This is a genomic window from Agrobacterium sp. Ap1, assembly GCF_017313375.1.
Classification (GTDB): Bacteria; Pseudomonadota; Alphaproteobacteria; order Rhizobiales; family Rhizobiaceae; genus Neorhizobium; species Neorhizobium cellulosilyticum.
The window spans coordinates 116,556-137,422 of record NZ_JAFLMY010000006.1 but is presented as its reverse complement, the minus strand read 5'-3'; the positions used below and the strand labels follow the sequence as shown (position 1 = coordinate 137,422).

The following is a 20,867-nucleotide window of genomic DNA, read 5'->3' as shown; positions in this document are numbered from 1 at the left end:
TTTCTCCCCAATCATATGGGGAGAAGTTGCAACCTTAGCAAGTCTCGGCGCAAATGCCCGGTCTCAGCCCTTGGCTAGCTTTTTGGCCACGTCGACGGCGAAGTAGGTGAGGATACCATCGCATCCTGCGCGCTTGAAACAGAGAAGCGTTTCCATCATCACCCGGTCGCCATCGATCCAGCCGTTCATGGCAGCCGCCTTGATCTGCGCGTATTCACCGGACACCTGATAGGCATAGGTCGGAAGGCCGAAGGCTTCCTTCACCCGCCAACAGATATCGAGATAGGGAAGGCCGGGCTTGATCATCATCATGTCGGCACCTTCCTCGACGTCTAGTGCGGCGTCGCGCAGCGCCTCGGTGCCGTTGGCCGGAGAGATGTAATAGCTGTTCTTGTCGCCCTTCAGCAGGCCGCCGGTATTGATTGCCTCACGATAGGGACCGTAGAAGCCCGATGAGAACTTCGTCGCATAGGACATGATGCCGACATCCTGATGGCCTGCCGCATCCAGGCCGCGGCGGATGGCGCCGATGCGGCCGTCCATCATTTCCGACGGTGCGATGATGTCGGCGCCCGCATCCGCCTGCATGACGGCGGCCTTCACCACGTGATCGACGGTCTCATCATTGACGATGATGCCTTCGCGGAGAATGCCGTCATGGCCGTGGCTGGTGAACGGGTCGAGCGCCACATCAGTGATCAGGCCAATATTAGGCACGGCCTTCTTGGTCTCGCGAATGAACCGGTTCATCAGGTTGTTGGCATCGAGGATATGCGAGCCGGTCGGATCGCGCAGTTCCATCTCGATGTCCGGGAACGGAGCGATGGCCGGAATGCCGAGATCAGCCGCTTCCTTCACCGCTTCTACCGCCTTGTCAACGCTCATCCGGTTGACGCCCGGCATGGCCGCCAGCGGCTCGGAAATGCCGGTGCCGTGGGTGATGAAGATCGGCCAGATCAGATCGTCGACGGTCAGCCGGTTTTCCTGCACCATGCGGCGGACCCAGTCCGCCTTGCGATTGCGCCGCATCCTGCGGTGGCCGGTGATCTCGTCGACGAGGTGCGTCTTATCCATGACGGTGTCTCCATTATTTTTGTTGGCCGGTCCTTAGCATGCGACAAGTTGTTTATGAATGGTCAGGATCAAGCATTGCTGCCATGCGTGTGGCTGGCGGCTGGCCTGATGCGCCTATATATCGATGTCCATGGAACCTGAATCACCCACGACGCCACGGCGCACGCTGACTGAGCTCCTGTTCGTCTTCTTCATGAGGATGATTGCCGCCACCTGTTTCTGGTTCGGCATGCAATATTGGGCGATGCTCGTCGGGTATTCGCTCGAAGGCAGGGCTCGCTTCGATCTGCTGGACTTGCCTTGGCGAGTTACCGCTCCGGCTCTTGCTGTTCTTTTCCCGGTTGCTTCTCTTGGTTTGTGGCTTGCCGTGCCCTGGGGCGCTGTCCTGTGGACAATGGCGGCTATCATCCAAATTCTCATGTATGTCGTCTGGCCCGAAATTTTCGGCGAGAACCATCTTGTCCCGCTTCTGAACGTTCTTGTGGCCAGCCTTTATGTCGTATTTCGTCTCGCATTATGGCTGGAAGGCAGGCGCAAAGAGGAGAAGGTAAGGATTGATTCACCTTGATCCTAAAGGCATTTAGCTCGAATTTTAGTGATTTTTTTGAGCTAAGATATTGATTTGTATAGGCAGAAAAACTGCGGGGAAGGTCTTCGCCACAGTGCCGACAAAATCCGAAAATGCCGGTAGGCTTTTGTTAAGCAAGTGTTTTAAGTCGAATTTTATGCGCATTCGATAGGGTCTGTCTCAAGGCGGGAACAAACAAACACACCGCCAAACAAAACAGTGAGGCAGTTATGATGAACACGAAGCTCAAGCCGCAGGCACCGGCAGTCGCAGATCCGCACGAAGACACGATCCGTGGACTTTACATGGAATCGCTGCACCTGGTGGAACGTCTCCACCGCCGTCTCCTCGACGTCATCAAGGACGAGTTCGACCGTCAGGGTCGCGACGACGTCAACGCCGTTCAGGCTCTTCTTCTCTTCAACATCGGCAATTCCGAACTGACGGCCGGTGAACTCCGCTCCCGCGGCTACTATCTCGGCTCCAACGTTTCCTACAACGTCAAGAAGCTGGTCGATCTGGGCTTCATCAACCACGCCCGTTCGCGCATCGACCGCCGTTCGGTTCGCATCAGCCTGACGCCTGCTGGCCAAGAAATCGCCGAAACCGTCGCGAAGCTTTACGAGCGCCACATCGGCTCGATCGAAAAGGTCGGCGGCATCGGCGAAGGCGAATTCTCACAGATGAACCGCCTGCTGCAGCGCCTGGATCGTTTCTGGAACGACTCGATCGCTTACCGGATGTAATCGGACCGGAACCGCGATCTGCCTTTAAACCACTAAGGGCTTGGCGTTCCCCATTGCCTCCAGTCATGCGGTAACGCACAAAAGCAAACCGGAGCGTAAGGCCTACGCTCCGGTTTGCTCGTTTTATATCCGGAAATGGTGGAGAGTTCAGCCGCCGATGGCCTTGATGTGGGTCAGGTCCACAATCACTTCCTGCCAGCCTGTCGGACGATATCCGCGGACTTTGTCAGGCCATTCGCAAATACCGTCTTCGTTGACGTAACCGACCCACTGAGCGCTCTCAAGATGATCGAACAATAGAAAGACCAGCTTGTTTGGAATGAGAGTGTTTACCGGCTTCCACTGCATTTAATTTCTCCACCCCTATATTTATAAGTCATAGAATTTATTGCTGTCGCCTTGCTTGAAACTGGCGCTTTGTTGCGAAAATTGCTCGCTCGAGCGATTGCTCGTGCCGAGGGTGATTCTTCAATGGTCGCCTGTTTTGCGGAAAGCGATTAAAAGGGCAAGACTGTAAAATGGGCGCGCACGCTTGATGCTCCTGTGTCGGGTGCCTCCAGGCTACGGCGAATTTCCTGGCCAAACGAAGATCCAGCCAGTTGCCACATGCGCCCAACCGATGGGTGATTTTTTGCGTTTGCGATACGGCAGAAAAGTCACAGCGCAACACAGGCTTGTGACCCTTCGCCTGGTGACACGAATTGGCCATATTGCTATGGGACCGGGCATGTTCAAGCAATCGGTAAAAAAGGGGCTTTGCCGATTGAGGCAGAGCGGGCCGAAAAGGGCACCTGCTTGGCTTTTGCGCCTTTTTAACCATATCCCTGTAGCGCTGTTCTGTTGACCGGGATCAGATGGATTGAATGATGTCGAAGAAAATCGGACTTGAAGTTTTGTCTCGCCGCGCGCTGCTGCGGTCTGCTGTTTCGGCAGGTGCCGCGGCATTGGCCGCACCGGCGCTTGCACAGAGCCCGATTGATTCCCTCATCAATGCCCCGCGGCGCGGCAGTTGGGACGATCAGTTCGATGCGCGGGGCTCGCGCACTGCTGTTGGTGTTGTCTCGAACAACCCGATCCTGGGCACCGAAGGTCCTGCAAATATCCAGCAGGCAATTTACACCTACCAGTCGATCGTTTCCAACGGTGGCTGGCCGGAAGTGCGTCCGTCGACCCGCCTGCAGCTCGGCGTCGCCGATTCGAGCGTTCAGCAGCTTCGCCAGCGCCTCACCATTTCCGGAGACCTTGACGAGGGTGCAGGCATGTCGACGGCTTTCGACAGCTATGTCGATGGCGCCGTGAAACGTTTCCAGGCTCGGCACGGTCTCCCGGCAGATGGTGTACTTGGCGAATTCACTGTGAAGGCGCTCAACGTTCCGGCACAGACGCGATTGATGCAGTTGCAGACCAACCTCGTGCGGCTTCAGTCCATGTCAGGTGATCTCGGCCAGCGTTATCTCATGGTCAATATCCCCGCCATGTATATAGAGGCCGTAGAAAACGACCGTGTTGCCCTGCGCACCAATGCCGTTGTTGGCCGTATCGACCGTCCGACCCATGCGATTAACTCCAAGATCTATGAAGTAATTCTCAATCCGTACTGGACAGCACCTCGCTCGATCGTCGAGAAAGATATTGTCCCGTTGATGCGCAAGGACCCGACCTACCTGACCCGCAACCAGATTCGACTGTTCGACGGTCGTGGCCAGGAAGTGGCGCCGGAAACCGTAGACTGGAACGCACCCAAGGCACCAAACCTGATGTTCCGTCAGGATCCAGGCAAGATCAATGCCATGGCTTCGACCAAGATCAACTTCCATAACCCGAACAACGAATATCTGCATGATACGCCGCAGCAGGGCCTGTTCAACAAGCTGATGCGTTTCGAATCCTCCGGTTGCATGCGCGTCCAGAACGTTCGCGACATGATCACCTGGCTGCTGCGTGATACGCCAGGTTGGTCGCGTCAGGAGATTGAACGCGTCATCTCGACCCGGCAGAACAATCCGATCAAGCTCGCCCAGGAAGTGCCTGTCTATATCGTCTACATCACCGCATGGTCGGCCAAGGACCGTGTTGTCCAGTTTCGCGACGACATCTACCAGAAGGATGGCAATCAGGAACTGGCGCTGCAGACGACCACGGGCATTGAACAGCGGCAAGGGGCGCTCACCGAAAGTGACATGCTGCCGCAGTAAAGTGACGGAAATATCTTGATGAAAGGCCGGGTCGTATTGCCCGGCCTTTTTACGTTGCCACGATCGCAGCAACCAATTCGACCGCTCCGTTTTTCTATTGTTTGCAGTTGAGGCGGCGCTAATCTGAAGCTTCCGATGGGTGCGGAGACCGCGGATTAACAGATGCCTGTTGCTTGCCGCAGGTGTTGCCGTGGCGCCAGCCGCCTCGTTGCTGAAATGTCCCTCGGTTGCGGCCCGCTTTGCCCGTGCCTCCTTTTACGTCGATCCCATGTCGAACTTCGAAGACCAGAACCGCTCTCTCGCCAGCGTATTCAGCGTTATCCGCAACGTTTACCTTCCCTCCGGGCTGAAGAGCCTGACATTTCTTCGACCCCGCTCTGACGTCGAATACTTTCTGGGTCGATCTCAAGGCGATCGATCTTTCGGCCGATACGGGCAAGGTCATTGAGGCCCGATCTCGGCTCAAATCAGGATCACATCTATTCGAGCAATGTTACAAAGAGTTTCAAGCCGACGCCCGCTTTCCAGTTTCTCGGCCTTGAAGCCTGAATGAATGGAAAGAGGTGGGATACAGTGTCTCCTACACCGCGCCGGAGCGTGCAAATGTCGCTCTTTGTCTTGCCCTTCAACGGGCAGAGCGCTAAGACGCGTCACACCGCTTTCTTACCTCTCCCAGGAGCCTTGCTCATGTCGAATACCGAAGCATTCTTCTCCCGCCCGCTCGCCGAAACCGACCCGGAAATCTTTGGCGCGATCGAGAAGGAACTCGGTCGTCAGCGTCACGAGATCGAGCTGATTGCATCGGAGAATATCGTCTCGCGCGCCGTGCTCGAAGCCCAGGGCTCGATCATGACCAACAAGTATGCCGAAGGCTATCCGGGCAAGCGCTACTACGGTGGCTGCCAGTTCGTCGATATCGCCGAAGAGCTTGCCATCGAGCGCGCCAAGAAGCTGTTCGGCGTCAACTTCGCCAACGTTCAGCCCAACTCGGGTTCGCAGATGAACCAGGCCGTCTTCCTCGCGCTCTTGCAGCCGGGCGACACGTTCATGGGTCTCGACCTGAATTCCGGGGGGCACTTGACGCACGGTTCGCCGGTCAACATGTCCGGCAAGTGGTTCAATGTCGTTTCCTACGGCGTGCGTGAAGACGACAACCTGCTCGACATGGACGATGTTGCCGCCAAGGCACGCGAACACAAGCCGAAGCTGATCATCGCTGGCGGTACCGCTTACTCCCGCATCTGGGACTGGAAGCGTTTCCGCGAGATCGCTGACGAAGTCGGCGCCTACCTGATGGTCGACATGGCCCATATCGCCGGTCTCGTTGCCGGTGGCCAGCATCCGTCGCCGTTCCCGCACTGCCACGTTGCCACAACCACGACCCACAAGTCGCTGCGCGGCCCGCGCGGTGGTGTAATCCTCACCAACGATGAGGATCTGGCAAAGAAGTTCAACTCGGCCGTATTCCCCGGCCTGCAGGGCGGCCCGCTGATGCACATCATCGCCGCCAAGGCCGTTGCCTTCGGTGAAGCACTGCAGCCCGATTTCAAGGAATACGCAGCCCAGATCGTCAAGAATGCCAAGGCACTGTCGGAGACGCTGGTTGCCGGTGGCCTCGACATCGTTTCGGGCGGTACCGACAACCACCTGATGCTGGTCGACCTGCGTAAGAAGAACGCCACCGGTAAGCGCGCCGAGGCCGCTCTCGGCCGCGGTTACATCACCTGCAACAAGAACGGCATTCCCTTTGACCCGGAAAAGCCCTTCGTCACCTCGGGCATCCGTCTCGGCACGCCAGCCGGCACGACCCGCGGCTTCAAGGAAGCCGAGTTCAAGCAGATCGGCAACTTCATCGTCGAAGTTCTCGATGGCTTGAAGGCTGCCAATTCCGACGAGGGCAATGCAGCCGTCGAAGCTGCCGTTCGTGAAAAGGTCGTCGGCCTGACCGATCGTTTCCCGATGTACCCCTACCTCTAAGGAGAGCAGATGCGCTGCCCATTCTGCGGCTCTGAAGACACCCAGGTTAAGGATAGTCGCCCGGCGGAGGATTTTACCTCCATCCGCCGGCGCCGCATCTGCCCGGATTGCGGCGGTCGTTTCACCACATTCGAACGCGTCCAGTTGCGCGAGCTGATGGTGTTGAAGAAGACCGGCCGCAAGGCGCCTTTCGACCGCAACAAGCTCGTGCGTTCCTTCCAGATTGCGCTTCGCAAGCGGCCGGTGGATGCCGACCGCATCGAACGTGCCGTGTCCGGCATCGTTCGCCGGCTGGAAAGCTCCGGCGAGGCGGAGATCTCGTCCGAGCAGATCGGCTTGCAGGTGCTTGAAGCCCTGAAAAGCCTCGATGACGTTGCCTTCGTTCGTTACGCCTCGGTTTACCGCGATTTCTCCCATGCGGAGGATTTCGAGAAGGTGATCGAGGAGATCAACGCCAAGCTTGCCCGTGATCCGGGGCTGGAATCCGGAGAGGGCGCTTGACGAGCGCAGCCGATGACCGGCGCTTCATGGCAGCCGCCCTGCGGCTGTCGCGATGGCATGCCGGTCTGACGGCAACCAACCCTTCCGTCGGCTGCATCGTTGTTAAGGACGGTGCTATCGTCGGTCAGGCCGTTACCGCAGTTGGCGGCAGGCCCCATGCCGAGACGCAGGCGCTGGCGGTTGCCGGCGAGCGGGCGAGGGGCGCAACGGCCTATGTCACGCTCGAGCCCTGTTCCCATTACGGCCGCACGCCGCCCTGTGCCAACGCCCTGGTTGCCGCAGGTGTCGCCCGTGTCGTCGTTTGCCTCAACGATCCCGACCCTCGCGTTTCCGGTCGCGGCTTCGGCATCCTGCGCGAAGCCGGTATCGTCGTTGAGACCGGGCTGCTGCAGGACGAGGGGCGTCGCGTGCTTTCGGCCTACCTCTCGCGCCAGACGAGGGGATTGCCCTATGTGACTCTCAAGCTTGCAGTTTCCGCCGACGGCATGCTTGGCCGTCGCGGCGAGGAACTGCTGATCACCGGGCCGCAGTCACGCGCCCAGGTGCATATGATGCGCGCCGAAAACGACGCCATTCTGGTTGGTATCGGCACGGCGCTGGTAGACGATCCGGAACTGACGGTTCGCCTGCCGGGACTGGAAAGCCGCTCGCCATTGAGGATCGTTCTCGATCGTCGCCTGGAACTGCCGCTGACGTCCAAGCTGGTGAAGTCAACCAGTACCGTCCCGGTCGTTGCTGTCACGGATCCCTTCTGCGAGACGCATCCGTCCAACGAAGAACGCCTGCGCGCCCTGATGTCTGCAGGCGTCGAAGTCCTGCAGGCGGGCAGCTTGCGTGACCTTCTGGCCAATCTCGCCACGCGCGGAATTTCTTCGTTGATGGTCGAGGGCGGAGCCCGTGTCGGCCGCAGCTTCCTTGAGGCCGGATTGGTCGATCGTCTCGTGCTTGCCCAGTCCGAGCTGGTTGTCGGTGCAGGTGGGATTGAATCACCGGCAACGCCTTCCGATATTCCAGCAGGATTTCAGTGCGTGCGGCAGGAGCGTTTCGGCGCAGACCGCAGCTTCGAATATGAAAGAGGCCTTTGATGTTTACGGGTATTGTCACCGATATCGGCACGGTTTCCGAAATGACTGCTCTGGATGAAGGCGTGAAGCTGCGCATCGCCACCAATTACGACCCGAAGACGATCGATATGGGCGCTTCGATTGCCCATGGCGGTGTCTGCCTGACCGTCACCACGCTTCCCGAAGACGGCAGCAACGAGCGCTGGTTCGAAGTAGAAGCCTGGGAAGAGGCGCTGCGCCTGACGACGATCGCATCGTGGACCAAGGGTACGCGGATCAATCTCGAACGGGCGCTGAAAATCGGTGACGAACTCGGCGGTCACATCGTGTCCGGTCATGTCGATGGCAAGGCTGAAATTCTGGCGGTCGAGGCGGAAGGTGAGGCGGTTCGCATCACCCTGCGTGCGCCTGAAGACCTCGCTCGTTTTGTTGCACCCAAGGGCTCGGTTGCGCTTGATGGCACGTCGCTGACCGTCAATGCCGTCAACGGTACCGATTTCGATATCTTGCTGATCCGCCACACGCTGGCTGTGACCACCTGGGGTGACCGCAAGCCGGGCGATTTCATCAATTTCGAAGTGGACACGATGGCGCGATATGCAGCCCGTCTGGCGGAGTTTCCTGCCAAGGTCTGAGGTCTTTCAGCGTCAGATCGGCTGTGAAAACTGGCGGTGGATTTCCGCAAACTGCGGAGCCACCTCGTCGAATGCCGCGACGACAGCCGGATCGAAATGCTTACCGCTTTCGCCGGTAATGATGTCGACGGCTTCGTTATGGCTCATCGCGGGTTTGTAGACCCGTTCCGATACCAGCGCATCATAGACGTCTGCGACGGCCATGATCCGGCCGGCAAGCGGAATGTCTTCCCCCTTCAAACCGCGCGGATAGCCCGTGCCATCCCATTTCTCATGGTGGCAGTGGGCAATTTCCTTGGCGAGGCTGAGAAACGGATTGCTCGATCCGATATAACGCTCGGCGGTGGCGATTGCCGTGCGGCCGAGATCGGCATGGGTCTTCATGATGTCGTATTCCGCCCGGTCGAGCCGCCCCGGCTTCTGCAGGATGCGGTCAGGAATGCCGACCTTGCCGATATCGTGGAGCGGAGCGGACTTATAGAGCAGGTCGACAAATTCTTCGTCGAGTCCCGTCGTTTCCGGTTCGCGCCGGTTGAGTGCCTCGGCAAGCACGCGGACATAATGTTGCGTGCGACGGATATGGTCGCCCGTCTCGTGGTCGCGTGTTTCGGCAAGTGATGCCATGGCGAGGATCATCGCGTCGCGGGCGCGTGCCGCCTCATCCCGCGCTTCGGCAAGCGAATTGGTCAGTGCCACATTGGCCATCGCCACCGCCGCCGTATTGGCAATACGCTGCAAGCTGTAGACGCTGTCGTCCGGTGGCGTGCCGACGGTTGACCAGTAGGCTCCAATCGCGCCAAACGGATCGCCTGGCCGCAATGGCACCATGGCGAGGCTTTTGACGAAAGTCGGGCGATAGGCATCCTGCGGAATACGAGGGTCCTTGGTGATGTCGTCTATGACGACCACTTCGGAATGCTGCATTGCCCAGCCGGAAATGCAGGCCTCCATAGGAAAACGTTGTCCTTTCCACAGCGGCTTGATGGCGTCTTCATCGACATAATAACAATCGTCCTTGTCGCGCAGGATGAATGCGAGACCATCGGCGCCGATCAGGCGGCGCGCGGATTGCCTGACCACGGTCATGATTTCTTCAAGACCACGGGCCATTGATATGTTCAGCAGCAGGTCGTCCATCTCATCCATTTGGAAGCGGTGCTTTTCCATTATCCACCTGCATCTCTGCGTCGAATAATAGATCTCTAATAAAACGAAGGTGGCAAGAGTGATACGCTTTGTCTGCTTAGTTTAACAGATAATTAATTACTGGCTATGGAGATGATCCGAACCGGGATTGATTAAGTATTGTGGAGCGTCTTGAGACGATCCTATTCCCGGCATGCAGGCCTCGTTCCCGCAAAATCGCTTGCCAAGCGCCTCCGGGCGTGTTTTGACCGCGCCCATGCTAGAAGTCCGCCACTTGCCGGACCGAATACACGTATCTTAAGGTGATCCATGTCGCTCGAAACCGCTCCACACATCCTGATCGTAGAGGCTCGCTTCTATGATGATATGGCCGATGCCCTGCTTGACGGTGCAACTTCGGCACTCAAGGAGGCGGGAGCGACCTACGATGTAATTACCGTTCCCGGTGCGCTGGAAATTCCGCCGACGATCGCCATGGCGCTCGACGCTTCCGAAAACGGCGGCACCGAATATGACGGTTTCGTCGCCCTCGGCATGGTCATCCGCGGCGAGACCTATCACTTCGATATCGTTTCCAATGAATCCTCGCGCGCATTGATGGATCTTGCCGTCTCGGAATCGCTTGCCATCGGCAACGGCATCATGACCGTTGAGAACGATGATCAGGCCTGGGCGCGTGTGCGCCGTTCGGACAAGGACAAGGGCGGCTTTGCAGCCCGTGCAGCACTGACAATGATCGCCGTGCGCGAAAAGCTGAACGGTGCACGCTGATGTCTAACGAAGAAAAGCAGGTCAAGCCGGTCAACCAGCGCGGTGCAGCCCGCCTCGCTGCCGTACAGGCGCTCTACCAGATGGATATCGGTGGTACGGGTGTGCTTGAGGTCGTGGCTGAATATGAGGCCCATCGCCTGGGCCAGGAACTCGACGGCGACACGTATCTCAAGGCCGACCCGTCCTGGTTCCGCTCGATCGTCTCCGGCGTCGTGCGCGACCAGACCAAGATCGACCCGATCGTGCGCTCCTCGCTGCAGGAAGACTGGCCGCTCTCGCGTCTCGATTCGACGCTCCGCGCCATTCTGCGTGCCGGCACGTTCGAGATCCTCGAGCGCAAGGACGTACCGGTTCCGGTCATTGTTACCGAATATGTCGAGATCGCACGCGCCTTCTTCGAGGAAGACGAGCCGCGCATCGTCAATGCGGTTCTCGATCGGATTGCCAAACAGGTTCGTGGCGACAAGAAGTAACAGGTAGGCAGACATGGACGGTGTGGTGGACGGCCTTCAGACGCAAATGCGCGCCGCCCGCCGCAACGTCGCATTGCTTGCGGTAAGCCAGGCAATCCTTGGATCCGCAGCGCCTCTTTCGATCGCAATCGGCTCGCTTGCCGGATATCAGTTGCTCGGCGACGATAAGTCTCTCGCCACGGCCCCCATCACCGCCTTCAATGTCGGCACGGCCTGCGGCGCAGTCGTCATCGCCATTCTGTCGCGCTTTCTCGGTCGCCGTGAAGCCTTCATGGCCGGTTGCCTGATCGGGGCTGCCGGCGGTGCTTTCGCCGCGATCGCACTTTTTCGCGAGAGCTTCTGGCTCTTCGCCCTGGCGCTTCTGTTCATCGGCACGTCCTCCGGCTTTACGCAAAAAATCCGCTTTGCCGCCGCAGATGCTTCGCCGTCCTCCTACAAGCCCAAGGCGATTTCCTGGATTCTCGGCGCGGGCATAGTCTCGGCGGTTCTCGGCCCCCAAATCGTCATCTGGGCGAAGGACTTGTTTGCCCCGGTGACCTTTGCGGGAGCCTTCATCGCGCTCATTCCGCTCTGCCTCGCGGGGATCGGCATATTCTCCTTTCTGAAGCTTCCGCAGACGAAGACGGCCCCCCAAAGCTCTGAGCCGGCACGGCCGCTGAAAGAGATCGTGCTGACGCAGCGCTTTCTAACCGGCATGATCTGCGGCATCTGCATCTATGCGCTGATGACCTTCGTCATGACTGGGGCGCCGCTTGCCATGGTGATCGGTTGCGGTTTCCCGCCCGAAATGGCGACTCTTGGCATCCAGTGGCATGTGCTTGCCATGTTCGGCCCGAGTTTTATCACCGGCTCGCTGATCTCCCGCTTCGGTGCGGAAAAGGTCGTTGCAATCGGCATTTTCGTGATGATGGGCTGCGCCGTCGTCGCGCATCTCGGCATCGAGCTCTGGAATTTCTGGGGCGCGCTTGTCCTGCTCGGCATCGGCTGGAATTTCGGCTTCATCGGGTCGACCGCGATTGTCGCATCCAGCTATAGGCCGCATGAAGCCGACAAGGTTCAGGGGTTTCACGATATCGTGCTGTTCGGCACGGTGGCATTGTCGTCATTCTCCTCAGGCAAGGTCTTCGTCACCTGGGGCTGGTCTTTCATCAATATGGTGATCTGGCCGGTTGCGGTGATCTGCCTTCTTTTGATCGCCGCCCTGCTGTTCAGGCGCTCTTCGGCGAAGTCGCTGTAAGGCGAGTGTTAACTCATATTACAACCTGCGTCCATTTGAGCCCTTGTCCCCGCAGGGCTTGACGTCATTTCATCTCCACCGCAATCTCGCTTCGCATGGCGGAAACGCTTCCTTGGGAGGGGAGAGCATCCGCAGGGAAGTGCGCAGCCGGGATTTTTCGTCCCGGCGATCAGGGAGAGGAAAATAGTATGACAGTCATTTTGGGTGTGATCGTCTGCGGTCTGCTGTCGATCATCTATGCCGTGTGGGCGACGCGTTCCGTAATGGCCGCCGACCAGGGCAATGAACGCATGCAGGAAATTGCTGGCTATATCCGTGAAGGGGCTCAAGCCTATCTGACGCGCCAGTACATGACGATTGCCGCAGTCGGCGTCGTCGTTGCCATTCTTGCATGGCTGCTTCTGTCCGGCACGGCTGCCTTGGGCTTTATAATCGGCGCGGTACTGTCCGGCGCTGCAGGTTTTATTGGCATGCATGTTTCCGTCCGGGCCAATGTTCGTACGGCGCAAGCGTCTTCGCACAGCCTTGCCGCGGGGCTAGATATCGCCTTCAAATCGGGGGCGATCACCGGCATGCTGGTTGCCGGTCTCGCACTTCTCGGTGTCTCCATTTATTACTGGGTGCTGACCGCAGGCCTCGGCCACGCAAGCAGCTCTCGTGAGGTCGTTGACGCGCTTGTCGCGCTCGGCTTCGGCGCTTCGCTCATCTCGATCTTCGCTCGTCTCGGCGGCGGTATCTTCACCAAGGGTGCCGATGTCGGTGGCGACCTTGTGGGCAAGGTCGAGGCCGGCATTCCCGAAGACGATCCGCGCAACCCGGCAACGATTGCCGATAACGTCGGCGACAATGTCGGCGATTGCGCCGGCATGGCGGCCGACCTGTTCGAGACCTATGCGGTGTCGGTCGTTGCGACCATGGTGCTTGCCGCGATCTTCTTTGCCGGCGCTCCGGTGCTCGAATCGGCGATGCTCTATCCGCTGGCCATTTGCGGAGTCTGCATCGTCACGTCGATCATCGGCACCTTCTTCGTCAAGCTCGGCAGCAACGGCTCGATCATGGGGGCTCTCTACAAGGGGCTGATCGCAACCGGAGTCTTGTCCATTTTTGGCCTCGCCATTGCCACGTCGATGACGGTCGGCTGGGGTGTGATCGGCACCGTTGCCGGCAAGGAAATCACCGGCACCAGCCTTTTTGTCTGCGGTCTTGTCGGTCTCGTCGTCACGGCTCTGATCGTCGTTATCACCGAATACTATACCGGCACCAACAAACGCCCGGTCAATTCGATTGCCCAGGCGTCGGTCACCGGTCACGGTACAAACGTCATCCAGGGTCTCGCTGTCTCGCTCGAATCGACGGCGCTTCCGGCAATCGTCATCGTCGGCGGCATCATCGCTACCTATCAGCTGGGTGGCCTTTTCGGCACCGGTATTGCCGTGACCGCCATGCTCGGCCTTGCTGGCATGATCGTCGCGCTCGATGCTTTCGGTCCGGTCACCGACAATGCAGGCGGTATCGCCGAAATGTCTCATCTGCCGCCGGAAGTTCGCAAGTCGACCGACGCGCTCGATGCCGTCGGCAACACCACCAAGGCGGTCACCAAGGGTTACGCCATCGGTTCTGCCGGTCTTGGTGCACTCGTATTGTTTGCGGCTTATTCCAACGACCTGCAGTATTTTGCCGCCAATCCGCAGCAATATCCTTATTTCGAAGGGGTGGGGCCGATCTCGTTCAGCCTTGCCAATCCTTACGTCGTCGCTGGTCTGATCTTCGGTGGTCTTATTCCCTACCTGTTCGGCGGTATTGCCATGACCGCCGTGGGCAAGGCAGCAAGCTCGATCGTCGAAGAGGTTCGCCGTCAGTTCCGCGAGAAGCCGGGTATCATGCAGGGTACCGATCGGCCGGACTACGGTCGTGCGGTCGATATTCTGACGCGTGCCGCTATCCGCGAAATGATTATTCCGTCGCTGCTTCCGGTCCTCGCTCCCATCGTCGTCTATTTCGGCGTTCTGCTGATCTCCGGTGGCGACAAGGCCTCGGCTTTTGCTGCCCTCGGAGCCTCGCTTCTCGGCGTGATCGTCAACGGCCTCTTCGTCGCCATCTCGATGACCTCGGGCGGCGGTGCGTGGGACAATGCCAAGAAGAGCTTCGAGGACGGTTTCGTCGACAAGGACGGCCAGCGCCACCTGAAGGGCTCCGATGCCCACAAGGCCTCGGTCACCGGTGATACGGTCGGTGATCCCTACAAGGATACGGCAGGCCCCGCGGTCAATCCGGCCATCAAGATCACCAATATCGTGGCCTTGCTGCTGCTGGCGATCCTCGCTGGCTGAACTGCCTGCCACCTCTACAAATGAAAGAAGCCCGCGGAGCGATCCGCGGGCTTCTGTGCATTCGATGATTGTTTAGTTGCTGAGCAGGCTGCGCATTGCCGCCGCACCCGCACCAGGGCCGGAGCCGCCGGAGAGGATTTGCTGCAGGAAGGTCAGGTCGCGACCGCCGGTTGGCGTGGTGCGCGAGATCGTGTCGAATACCTTGCCGTCCTGGAGCGTGTAGTTCGCCTTGCGCGCGACAACGCCTTCCTTGTTGAGGTAGATGGCGAGAACCGACTGCTCGACCAGCTTCGGCTTCATGAAGGCGGCGGCGCGCTCGCGCTTCTGTGAAATGTAGTAGAGCACTTCCGAATCGAAGGTCGCCGTTGTCGATGGCGTGCCCATCGTCAGCAGCACCTGTTCGCGGCTCGAACCTTCCGGGATCAGGGCAAGCGACTTCTGGTCGATCACGTAGCCGTTATACATGGTGTCGCCGATATCCATCGACGTGCAGCCAGCGGCGGTGACAGAAGCGACAAGCACAAGGCTGATGGCGGTTTTATTCAGAAAATTCATACCGTACTCGACAGTCCGCTTCTTCAACGGGATCCCCCAGGTAAACGAGACCGGCGCTTGAGACCGGACTTCTGCTGTTCATCACCATTGTGGCTATTCCGGGGAAGAGAACCCTGCAATGCCAAACCTTTTACGGATCGAACGCATCCCGTCTGCGGCCCCGGCCGAACGGCATTGCAATTCGCGCCTGCTTCGGTAAACCAGCTTTCGTCTCCATGCAACATTGGGCCCGGACATTCGCGGGACTTATCGATGATCTTCGGGCTGTTCAAAAAGAAAAAACACAATCGGGTCATTGTCGACCGGCAATATGCGGCCCTTACCTCGGCTGCCCGCGCGCCTGTGTTCTACACCGATCTTGGTGTGCCCGACACGGTCATGGGCCGCTACGAAATGCTGTCGATCACAATGATCCTGTTTTTTCGCCGGACCGCGAAGTCTCCGACCAGCGGGCAGGAACTGGCGCAGGAAATTGTGGATGCGTTTTTCCAGGATCTCGACCATTCGATCCGCGAGCTCGGGATCGGTGATCAAGGCGTTCCCAAACGCATGAAAAAACTCGCCGGCATGTTTTACGGGCGGCTGGGGACCTATGCCAAGGCGCTCGATGCGGGCGATCTTGGAGAGCTGGCGAAAGGCCTTGCCCGCAACATATATCCGGAAAACCAGTCTGCGCCTGATATGGCGCGGCTGGCCGCATGGATGGCCGAGGCGGAGCGGCATCTCGCTGTAACGCCGGAAGACGATATCGCCCGCGGCAACGCGGTTATCCCGCAGCCCTTGGCCGGCTGAAACGGGAAAGTGAGGAAAGATGAAAAACGACAACAATTCGGCGGGAAAGCCGCCATTCTCCTATCCGGTCAAAGTCGGAAACATTTCGTCCAATGCCGTTACAGTCAAGGTGTCTGCCGATGACCGTGAGCGCAAGGATCTTGCCGAGATATGGCAGGTTCTGGAGGTGAAGTCGCTGCAGGCGGAAGTCTATCTGTCGCGCTGGAAGAAGGACGGTGTGCGCGTCAAGGGGCGCGTCGAGGCCGAGATCGTCCAGGCCTGCGTGCTGACGCTGGAGCCGGTCGAATCGCGCATCAACGAAGATTTCGAGCAGATATTCGTTCCCGAGGGATCCAAGCTCTCTCGCGTCGTCGCCAAGGACGCGGCCGAGATGGTGCTTGATCCGGACGGTCCCGATCTTCCTGAGGAATTCGCCGGAGACACGATCGATATCGGCGAGGCGATCACCGAGTTTGCGGCACTGGCGATCGATCCCTATCCGCGCAAGCAGGGCGTCGAGTTTTCGGACCATATCGAGAGCACGGCTGATGCCAAGAGCGATCGGCCGAACCCGTTCGCGGCGCTCAAGGACTGGAAAAAAGACTAGGCCTGTTGTAAGCGGCGGCGAAAACTATATTTTGGCCACGATTTCGCCGACAGGGCCAAGCATGAGCATGGCCGGAACGCCGGCGACGACCGCTGGACGGGTTTAATGGCCGGTCCGTTCGGTCGAAGATAAGGATCAGATACGCGTGATCAGAATTTCTGTGGATGCCATGGGGGGTGATTTCGGTCCCGAGGTTGTCATACCCGGTACTGCAAAGGCTCTCGAACGGCACCCCGAGGCGACCTTCATCATCTATGGGTTGAAGGCCGAATGCGAGCCGTTGCTGGCCAAGTATCCGAAACTGCGCGACCGCTCGATTTTTCACGAGTGCGAAGTCGCCGTCTCCATGGACGAAAAACCGAGCGCAGCTCTGCGGCGCGGCCGTTACGTTTCATCCATGTGGCGCTCCATCGAGGCGGTGAAACTCGGAGAGGCGGATGTCTGCGTTTCTGCTGGAAACACCGGCGCCCTGATGGCCATGGCCAAGTTCTGTCTGAGGACGATGGCCAATATCGAGCGCCCGGCAATCGCCGGCATCTGGCCAACCCTCAAAGGCGAAAGCATTGTTTTGGATATTGGGGCGACGATTGGTGCTGACAGCCAGCAGCTTCTCGATTTCGCTTTGATGGGCGGCGCCATGGCGCGCGCCCTGTTCGAGATCGACCGCCCGACGGTTGGCCTTCTCAATGTCGGCGTTGAAGAGGTGAAGGGACAGGAAGAAGTCAAGGAAGCCGGCCGGTTACTGCGCGAGGCTAACCTTCCGACGATCGCCTACCACGGATTTGTCGAAGGAAACGATATCGGCAAGGGTACGGTCGACGTGGTCGTCACTGAAGGTTTCACCGGAAATATCGCGCTGAAGACAGCTGAAGGCACTGCCAAGCAGATCGCGACGCTGCTTCGCGAATCGATGTCCCGCACATTACTTGCCAAGATCGGCTATCTTTTGGCTAAACCCGCGTTTGACCGGCTGCGTGAGAAGATGGATCCGAACAAGGTCAATGGCGGCGTATTCCTTGGCCTTAACGGCATCGTTATCAAAAGCCATGGCGGCACCACTGCCGATGGTTTTGCCGCGGCGATCGATGTCGCTTATGACATGGCGCGCAACGACCTGAACGCGAAGATCGCGCAGGATTTGACACTTTATCATGCCAAGCATCAGCCTCCGGCTGGTCCTGAAGCTGCATGACGACAGGATGTGATTGAGAATGATCCGATCAGTAGTTCGCGGTTATGGGGCAGCGCTCCCGAAACGGGTAGTGACCAATCGTGAGTTGGAAGACATCGTCGATACGACCGACGAATGGATCGTCCAGCGCACCGGCATCACGCAGCGTTATATCGCTGGCGAAGGCGAAACCACGGCCTCGCTCGGAGAGCAGGCTGCACGCGCAGCGCTCGACAATGCCGGCCTGACAACGGACGACATCGATCTCATCCTGGTTGCGACCTCGACGCCGGACAACACGTTCCCGGCAACGGCTGTCGACATCCAGCGCCGTCTCGGTATGGAACACGGTTATGCCTTCGACATGCAGGCCGTCTGTACCGGTTTTGTCTATGCGATGGCGACGGCCGATCTGCATATTCGCGGCGGCATGGCACGCCGCGCGCTGGTAATCGGCGCTGAGACCTTCTCGCGTATCCTAGACTGGAAAGATCGCACGACTTGCGTTCTGTTCGGCGACGGTGCGGGCGCACTCGTGCTCGAGGCCCAGGAAGGCGAGGGGACCATGAGTGATCGTGGCATCCTGACGGCCAAGCTGCGCTCTGATGGCTCCCACAAGGAAAAACTCTATGTCGATGGTGGCCCGTCCTCGACCGGAACGGTTGGCCACCTGCGCATGGAAGGCCGCGAGGTCTTCAAGCACGCTGTCGGCATGATCACGGACGTTATCGAAGGCGCGTTCGAAGCGACTGGAACAACAGCCGAGGATATCGACTGGCTTGTCCCGCATCAGGCCAACCGCCGTATCATTGATGCGTCTGCCAAAAAGCTCGGCATTCCGCCGGAAAAAGTTGTCGTGACTGTGGATCTTCACGGAAACACGTCCGCCGCATCGATCCCGCTGGCACTTTCAGTGGCGCTTTCGGACGGCCGGATCAAGAAGGGCGATCTGGTGATGCTCGAAGCGATGGGCGGTGGATTTACCTGGGGTTCTGTTCTCGTTCGCTGGTAGGAATACCACGGCCTTCCGGAACAAATAACTGATTGGCGACAGGTGCTTGACCCTGATCGCCAAGCAAAATAGTCTTGTGTGGCTTTGACGAGATCAATTTGCAAACTGGGCGGGGATCATGGCCGGAAAGACAGTGACGCGTGCAGACTTGGCGGAATCGGTATTTCGCAAGGTTGGGCTCTCCCGGACTGAGTCGGCGGAGCTCGTAGAGACAGTAATAGATGAGATCTGCAACGCGATCATTCGCGGCGAGGTCGTGAAGCTTTCCTCCTTCGCGACCTTCCAGGTCCGCTCGAAAAACGAGCGTATCGGACGCAACCCGAAGACCGGCGAGGAAGTGCCGATTTCTCCGCGTCGGGTCATGACCTTCAAGGCTTCCAATGTCCTGAAGCAACGGATCTTGAAGTCCCATACCAGCCGCAAGGCCAAGCAGAAGTCTGCGGCTCCGGTCGCCTGAGCTTGAAGCAATTCAAGCCAAACTAGGCACGGGTCTTCCGTCCGGAATTGCGTCAAGATAAAGAGATAGAGCGATTTAGCGTTTTGAAGAAAAGCGGAAACGCTCTGCGCGAGCCCCTATTTTATCTCATTCCTGTGAACATGCTTGAATCCTTGCTCTCAACCCATTGAGATAAGTGGGAATCCGAGCGTAGTCTGTCGCATCGTCACGAAAGCCGGAATCGGCATGCGATACCAGAATTATGAATCGTCACCCGGTCGTTCTCGCGTCAGATCTGAAGCGAGTTGGCGTGGCTTGGGTCGGCTTCACGGCCGCTGTTTGGAGGTTTGAGCGTGGACAAGAGCCCGGATGCATTCCGCACGATCAGCGAAGTCGCAGATGATCTCGATCTGCCGCAGCACGTTCTGCGCTTCTGGGAAACCCGTTTCACGCAGATCAAGCCAATGAAGCGTGGCGGTGGTCGTCGTTATTACCGGCCTGAGGACGTCGAGCTGCTAAAAGGCATCCGTCATCTCCTCTACGATCACGGTTATACGATCAAGGGCGTGCAGAAGCTCCTGAAGACGAATGGCAACAAGTTCGTCGCGGCTATCGCTTCGGGCGATGTAGCCACCATGGACGCGATCATTGCCTCAAATAGCGAAAAACATGCTGAGCCCAAAGTTGGAGCTACCGAGGAAGATCAGGTTCTGGGGCGGCCGAAAGTAAAGCCCAGCGGTCGCTTTTTTGGCTTCGGTTTGTCCGGCGACGACGGCACTCCGGAAGTGTCGATTGGAAAGTCGAGTGTGGGCAAGGAGGATCGCGCCTTGCTGCAAGAAGCGCTGTTCGACCTGTTGGAATGCAAGCGGCTGCTCGATCAGGTGCGCTGAATCAACTGGCGCAGGTCACTACAACTATATGTGATCACTCGAATTTGATCGTTCACCTCTGGTTCAGCACGTAAATCAGATCATTTACCTCAGGGAGACATTCCGAGGAGAATGAAATGAAGAAGAAACTTGCAATTATCCTGGTGTCCGCGGTTACCGCATTGACCGGCGTTGTACCGGCCAATGCATTTCCGATGGTAAGCGCCCCTTCGGTTCAAGCCTCACAGCAGGTTGAGAAGGTTCAATGGCGTGAAGGCCGTCATGACTGGCGACGTTATGGACCACGTTATTCCGATCGCCGCTGGCGTGACGACCGTCGCTGGCGTGATGATCGCCGGTATTACAGTGACCGCCGCTGGCGTCATCATCGCCATCACGGCGGCTCTAATGCAGGTGCGATCATTGGCGGGCTTGCTGCCGGTGCTATCATTGGCGGCGCACTGGCCGCGCCTCGCTACGCTCCGCCGGAGCGCCGTTATGTCGGCGGCAACAGCCACGTGAACTGGTGCTATGCTCGCTATCGTTCATATCGAACATATGACAACACCTTCCAGCCCTATAATGGTCCCCGCCAGCAGTGCTATTCGCCCTATCGTTAAGGTGCTTGATCTTTCCGCGATTACCGATGCCGCTCCGTCCAACGGGGCGGCATTTTTTATCGGGTTGAAAGGAGTTGCGATTTGCCGGGAAGAGCCGTTGTTGAGGTAG

Annotated in this window: 22 protein-coding genes; 18 read left to right on the top strand and 4 right to left on the bottom strand. The window is 58.4% G+C overall.

The window, feature by feature from the left end; all coding sequences use genetic code 11:
* Positions 1–63: 63 nt before the first annotated feature.
* Complete coding sequence (gene hemB, locus JZX87_RS14250) at positions 64–1,074, bottom strand: porphobilinogen synthase (protein ID WP_183991771.1); 1,011 nt, start codon at positions 1,072–1,074, stop codon at positions 64–66.
* 130 nt (positions 1,075–1,204) lie between these two features.
* Between hemB and JZX87_RS14245 the strand changes: the two genes are divergently transcribed.
* Complete coding sequence (locus JZX87_RS14245) at positions 1,205–1,642, top strand: DUF6163 family protein (RefSeq protein ID WP_206826343.1); 438 nt, start codon at positions 1,205–1,207, stop codon at positions 1,640–1,642.
* 233 nt (positions 1,643–1,875) lie between these two features.
* On the top strand, positions 1,876–2,388 hold the full coding sequence (ldtR, locus tag JZX87_RS14240) for a transcriptional regulator LdtR (protein WP_148145573.1): 513 nt from the start codon (positions 1,876–1,878) through the stop codon (positions 2,386–2,388).
* A 147-nt stretch (positions 2,389–2,535) separates the two neighbouring features.
* Here the strand turns inward: ldtR and JZX87_RS14235 are convergent, their stop codons facing one another.
* A complete protein-coding gene (locus tag JZX87_RS14235; RefSeq protein WP_206826342.1) occupies positions 2,536–2,736 on the bottom strand; it encodes a hypothetical protein in 201 nt (66 codons plus the stop codon).
* A 518-nt stretch (positions 2,737–3,254) separates the two neighbouring features.
* On the opposite strand from JZX87_RS14235, the gene JZX87_RS14230 reads away from it, so the two are divergent.
* The 5 genes from JZX87_RS14230 (at position 3,255) to JZX87_RS14210 (ending at position 8,760) form a co-directional block, all read left to right on the top strand.
* Positions 3,255–4,583 carry a L,D-transpeptidase family protein gene (locus tag JZX87_RS14230; protein WP_148145337.1) on the top strand — a complete coding sequence of 443 codons (1,329 nt, stop codon included), beginning with the start codon at positions 3,255–3,257 and terminating at the stop codon, positions 4,581–4,583.
* Positions 4,584–5,270: 687 nt separating this feature from the next.
* On the top strand, positions 5,271–6,560 hold the full coding sequence (gene glyA, locus JZX87_RS14225; RefSeq protein WP_206826340.1) for a serine hydroxymethyltransferase: 1,290 nt from the start codon (positions 5,271–5,273) through the stop codon (positions 6,558–6,560).
* Between the two features lie 9 nt (positions 6,561–6,569).
* Positions 6,570–7,061: a transcriptional regulator NrdR gene (nrdR, locus tag JZX87_RS14220; protein ID WP_148145335.1), complete on the top strand. Its 492-nt coding sequence runs from the start codon at positions 6,570–6,572 to the stop codon at positions 7,059–7,061.
* A complete protein-coding gene (ribD, locus tag JZX87_RS14215) occupies positions 7,058–8,146 on the top strand; it encodes a bifunctional diaminohydroxyphosphoribosylaminopyrimidine deaminase/5-amino-6-(5-phosphoribosylamino)uracil reductase RibD (protein ID WP_281388849.1) in 1,089 nt (362 codons plus the stop codon). The genes nrdR and ribD overlap by 4 nt, the downstream gene beginning before the upstream one ends.
* The gene (locus tag JZX87_RS14210; RefSeq protein ID WP_206826339.1) at positions 8,146–8,760 is read left to right on the top strand and encodes a riboflavin synthase; all 615 of its coding nucleotides are present in this window, start codon (positions 8,146–8,148) and stop codon (positions 8,758–8,760) included. Before ribD ends, JZX87_RS14210 begins: the two co-directional genes overlap by 1 nt.
* A 12-nt stretch (positions 8,761–8,772) precedes the next feature.
* Here JZX87_RS14210 and JZX87_RS14205 read toward each other — a convergent pair whose 3' ends face one another.
* Complete coding sequence (locus JZX87_RS14205) at positions 8,773–9,927, bottom strand: HD domain-containing phosphohydrolase (RefSeq protein WP_206826338.1); 1,155 nt, start codon at positions 9,925–9,927, stop codon at positions 8,773–8,775.
* 288 nt (positions 9,928–10,215) lie between these two features.
* On the opposite strand from JZX87_RS14205, the gene ribH reads away from it, so the two are divergent.
* The 4 genes from ribH to JZX87_RS14185 all read left to right on the top strand — a co-directional run bounded on the left by ribH (position 10,216) and on the right by JZX87_RS14185 (position 14,717).
* Entirely contained in the window at positions 10,216–10,677 is a 462-nt protein-coding gene (gene ribH / locus JZX87_RS14200; protein ID WP_112457197.1) for a 6,7-dimethyl-8-ribityllumazine synthase, read from the top strand.
* Positions 10,677–11,150 (top strand): transcription antitermination factor NusB, encoded by a 474-nt coding sequence (nusB, locus tag JZX87_RS14195; RefSeq protein ID WP_206826337.1) that lies wholly within the window; start codon positions 10,677–10,679, stop codon positions 11,148–11,150. Before ribH ends, nusB begins: the two co-directional genes overlap by 1 nt.
* Before the next feature lie 13 nt (positions 11,151–11,163).
* Positions 11,164–12,387 carry an MFS transporter gene (locus tag JZX87_RS14190; RefSeq protein WP_183827133.1) on the top strand — a complete coding sequence of 408 codons (1,224 nt, stop codon included), beginning with the start codon at positions 11,164–11,166 and terminating at the stop codon, positions 12,385–12,387.
* A 188-nt stretch (positions 12,388–12,575) separates the two neighbouring features.
* Positions 12,576–14,717: a sodium-translocating pyrophosphatase gene (locus tag JZX87_RS14185; protein WP_183827130.1), complete on the top strand. Its 2,142-nt coding sequence runs from the start codon at positions 12,576–12,578 to the stop codon at positions 14,715–14,717.
* A 72-nt stretch (positions 14,718–14,789) separates the two neighbouring features.
* On the opposite strand, the gene JZX87_RS14180 is transcribed toward JZX87_RS14185, so the two are convergent.
* Complete coding sequence (locus JZX87_RS14180) at positions 14,790–15,305, bottom strand: outer membrane protein assembly factor BamE domain-containing protein (protein WP_183685073.1); 516 nt, start codon at positions 15,303–15,305, stop codon at positions 14,790–14,792.
* Positions 15,306–15,524: 219 nt separating this feature from the next.
* On the opposite strand from JZX87_RS14180, the gene JZX87_RS14175 reads away from it, so the two are divergent.
* The 7 genes from JZX87_RS14175 to JZX87_RS14145 all read left to right on the top strand — a co-directional run bounded on the left by JZX87_RS14175 (position 15,525) and on the right by JZX87_RS14145 (position 20,758).
* Positions 15,525–16,064, top strand: coding sequence for a ubiquinol-cytochrome C chaperone family protein (locus JZX87_RS14175; protein WP_206826336.1), 540 nt, complete (start codon positions 15,525–15,527; stop codon positions 16,062–16,064).
* A 19-nt stretch (positions 16,065–16,083) separates the two neighbouring features.
* Entirely contained in the window at positions 16,084–16,650 is a 567-nt protein-coding gene (locus JZX87_RS14170) for a YceD family protein (RefSeq protein ID WP_206826335.1), read from the top strand.
* A 145-nt stretch (positions 16,651–16,795) separates the two neighbouring features.
* A complete protein-coding gene (plsX, locus tag JZX87_RS14165) occupies positions 16,796–17,842 on the top strand; it encodes a phosphate acyltransferase PlsX (RefSeq protein ID WP_206826334.1) in 1,047 nt (348 codons plus the stop codon).
* Positions 17,843–17,861: 19 nt separating this feature from the next.
* Positions 17,862–18,833 carry a beta-ketoacyl-ACP synthase III gene (locus tag JZX87_RS14160; protein WP_148145325.1) on the top strand — a complete coding sequence of 324 codons (972 nt, stop codon included), beginning with the start codon at positions 17,862–17,864 and terminating at the stop codon, positions 18,831–18,833.
* A 118-nt stretch (positions 18,834–18,951) separates the two neighbouring features.
* A complete protein-coding gene (locus JZX87_RS14155) occupies positions 18,952–19,290 on the top strand; it encodes an integration host factor subunit alpha (RefSeq protein WP_139673127.1) in 339 nt (112 codons plus the stop codon).
* 332 nt (positions 19,291–19,622) lie between these two features.
* A complete protein-coding gene (locus JZX87_RS14150; protein ID WP_206826331.1) occupies positions 19,623–20,159 on the top strand; it encodes a MerR family transcriptional regulator in 537 nt (178 codons plus the stop codon).
* A gap of 116 nt (positions 20,160–20,275) precedes the next feature.
* Positions 20,276–20,758, top strand: coding sequence for a BA14K family protein (locus JZX87_RS14145; protein WP_206826329.1), 483 nt, complete (start codon positions 20,276–20,278; stop codon positions 20,756–20,758).
* Positions 20,759–20,867: the final 109 nt, after the last annotated feature.